1 protein-coding gene is annotated in these 2,923 nt (G+C 71.1%); it reads left to right on the plus strand.

All coding sequences use genetic code 11. From position 1 onward, the window contains the following. Positions 1 to 601: 601 nt before the first annotated feature. A complete protein-coding gene (locus tag ACFV6I_RS11755) occupies positions 602 to 2,659 on the plus strand; it encodes a glycosyl hydrolase family 18 protein (protein WP_380424727.1) in 2,058 nt (685 codons plus the stop codon). Positions 2,660 to 2,923: the final 264 nt, after the last annotated feature.

Below are 2,923 nucleotides of genomic sequence, written 5' to 3' on the forward strand. Positions count from 1 at the left end.
GCGGGGTCCCCGCCCCCGGCCCCCGGGGGGCCCCCGCCCCCGCCGCGGGCCGCCCCCCCACGGCACCTTCATTCTTCGGCGGCGCCACTTTTCGGTGCATCCACCCTTCGGCAGCGCGGCCACCCCGCACCACCGGCCACCTCCGCCGCACCGCCCACCTCCACAGCCCCGGCCGCACCGCGCACACCCGGCCGATCGGGCGGCCCTTCGGCCACGGGGGCGGTGTGTTGACGAACTGTTAGGTCTCTTGACAGACCAGTGGTCTAGTCCAACCATAAGCATGTCGATCCGACCGGGATGCACTGTGGGGGTGTGACCACCGGCGGCTGAGGCACTGCCCTGCCCTGCCCTGTCCCGCACCACCCCCGCTCCGTACGGCGTGCGCACACGCGTACCCGCCACCCGCCTCCGCGCGAGTCGGTGGGCTTCCGCGCGCCCGCACCCCCGGACACCCGCACATCCGGACACCCAGCAGTCCCGCACGTCAGCACACCCACACGTCCGCACGTCCGGGCCCGCGCGGCCGACCCCACACGGCCGTCGCGCCCCGATCATGCGCGTATCCCCAACGTCCTGCCCCACCACGTATGTTGGAGAATCCATGCGTCTACGCAGAACCATCCAGGCGGCCCTGACGGCCTGTGCCACGCTGGCCGCGTCGGCTGGCCTGGTCGCCGCCGGGACGGGCTCCGCCCAGGCCGCGACCCCGCTCCCCAGCCGGGTCTTCGCCCCCTACTTCGAGTCCTGGACCGGGCAGAGCCCCGCCACCCTGGCCGCCCAGTCCGGGGCCAAGCACCTGACGATGGCGTTCCTCCAGGCCGCCACCAAGGGCTCCTGCACCCCGTACTGGAACGGCGACACCTCAAAGCCGGTCTCCTCCTCGACCTTCGGCGCCGACATCGCCACCATCCGGGCCAACGGCGGGGACGTGATCCCCTCCTTCGGCGGCTACACCGCCGACAACACCGGCACCGAACTGGCCGACAGCTGCACCGACGTCAACCAGATCGCGGCAGCCTTCGAGAACCTCGTCACCACCTACGACGTCAGCCGGATCGACCTCGACATCGAGGACAACTCACTGACCAACACGGCCGGAATCGACCGCCGCAACAAGGCGATCAAGATCGTGCAGGACTGGGCAGCCGCCAACGGGCGCAACGTCCAGTTCTCCTACACGCTGCCGACCACCACCACCGGCCTGGCCTCCAGCGGCCTCGCCGTGCTGAAGAACGCGGTCAGCAACAACGCCCGGATCGACGTCGTCAACATGATGACCTTCGACTACTACGACGGCGCCACCCACGACATGGCGGCCGACACCCAGACCTCCGCGCAGGGCCTCTACAACCAGCTCGCCAAGCTCTACCCGACCAAGACCCCCGCCCAGCTGTGGGGTTCGATCGGGATCACCGAGATGCCCGGCATCGACGACTACGGCGCGGCCGAGACCTTCACCGTGGCCAACGCCACCACCGTCTACAACTGGGCGGTGTCGAAGGGCATCAACACGCTGTCCTTCTGGGCGCTCCAGCGCGACAACGGCGGCTGCCCGGGCAAGGCGGGGGACGACTCCTGCTCCGGCATCAGCCAGAACACCTGGGACTTCACCCACATCTTCGCGCCGTTCACCAGCGGATCGACGGTGACCAACGACTTCTCCGTGGCCGTCAACCCCAACTCCGCGACGGTCACCGCCGGTTCGTCCACGTCCGCGGCCATCGCCACGGCGGTGACGGCGGGTTCGGCGCAGAACCTCAATCTGTCGGTCAGCGGCGCCCCGGCCGGCGTCACCGCCACCGTCACCCCCGGCAGCGTCACCGCCGGCACCGGCGCCACCCTCAACGTCACCACCACCTCGGCGGTGGCGCCCGGGAGTTACCAGCTGACGGTCACCGGCAGCGCGGCCTCCGGCAGTCACACCGGCGTTTTCACCCTGAACGTCACGGGCACCCAGCCCGGCAACGACTTCTCGGTCGCGGTGAACCCGAACTCCGGTACCGTGGCCGCTGGTTCGTCCACGTCCGCGGCCATCGCCACGGCGGTGACGGCGGGTTCGGCGCAGAGCCTCAACCTGTCGGTCAGCGGCGCCCCGGCCGGCGTCACCGCCACCGTCACCCCCGGCAGCGTCACCGCCGGCACCGGCGCCACCCTCAACATCGCCACCACCTCGGCCGCCACGGCGGGCAGCTACCCGCTCACCGTGACCGCCACCGGGCCGTCCGGCACCCACGCCGCCACGTACGCGCTGACCGTCACCGGGACGACCCCGCCGCCCACCGGCCTGGTCAACGGAGGCCTGGAGACCGGCAGCCTCGCCCCGTGGACCTGCCAGAGCGGCGGCGCCGTGGTCTCCACCCCGGTCCACTCCGGGTCCTACGCGCTCCAGGCGGCGGCGACCGCCGGCCAGACCGGCGAGTGCTCGCAGACCGTCACGCTGAAGGCCAACACCAGCTACACGCTGAGTGGTTGGGTGCAGGGCAACTACGCGTACCTCGGCGTCAGCGGTGACGCCACCGCCAGCTCCTGGACCAACGCCTCCGGCTGGACCAAGCTGACCGTCCCCTTCACCACCGGCGCCTCCGGCACCGTCACCGTGTACCTGCACGGCTGGTACGGCCAGGGCAACGTCTTCGGCGACGACTTCTCGATCGCCTGAGCTGCGCTTGACGGCTGATGGCTGATGGCTGACGGCTGACGGCTGACGGCTGACGGCTGACGGTCAACAGGGAACGGATAACAGATAACAGCTGACAGATTTCATTATCTGTCAGCTGTTATCTGTTTGTTGTTCGTTGTCCGCTGTTCGCTGTTCGTCGCCGGCCGGGGGGGGGCGGCCCGCGCCACCCCCCCCCCCCCCCCCCCCCCCCCCCCGGCTACGCCCCCCGCCGGCCCCCACGCCCGCGCGCGCCCGCCCCCCCCC

It is taken from the genome of Kitasatospora sp. NPDC059803, from assembly GCF_042732255.1.
Lineage (GTDB): Bacteria > Actinomycetota > Actinomycetes > Streptomycetales > Streptomycetaceae > Kitasatospora.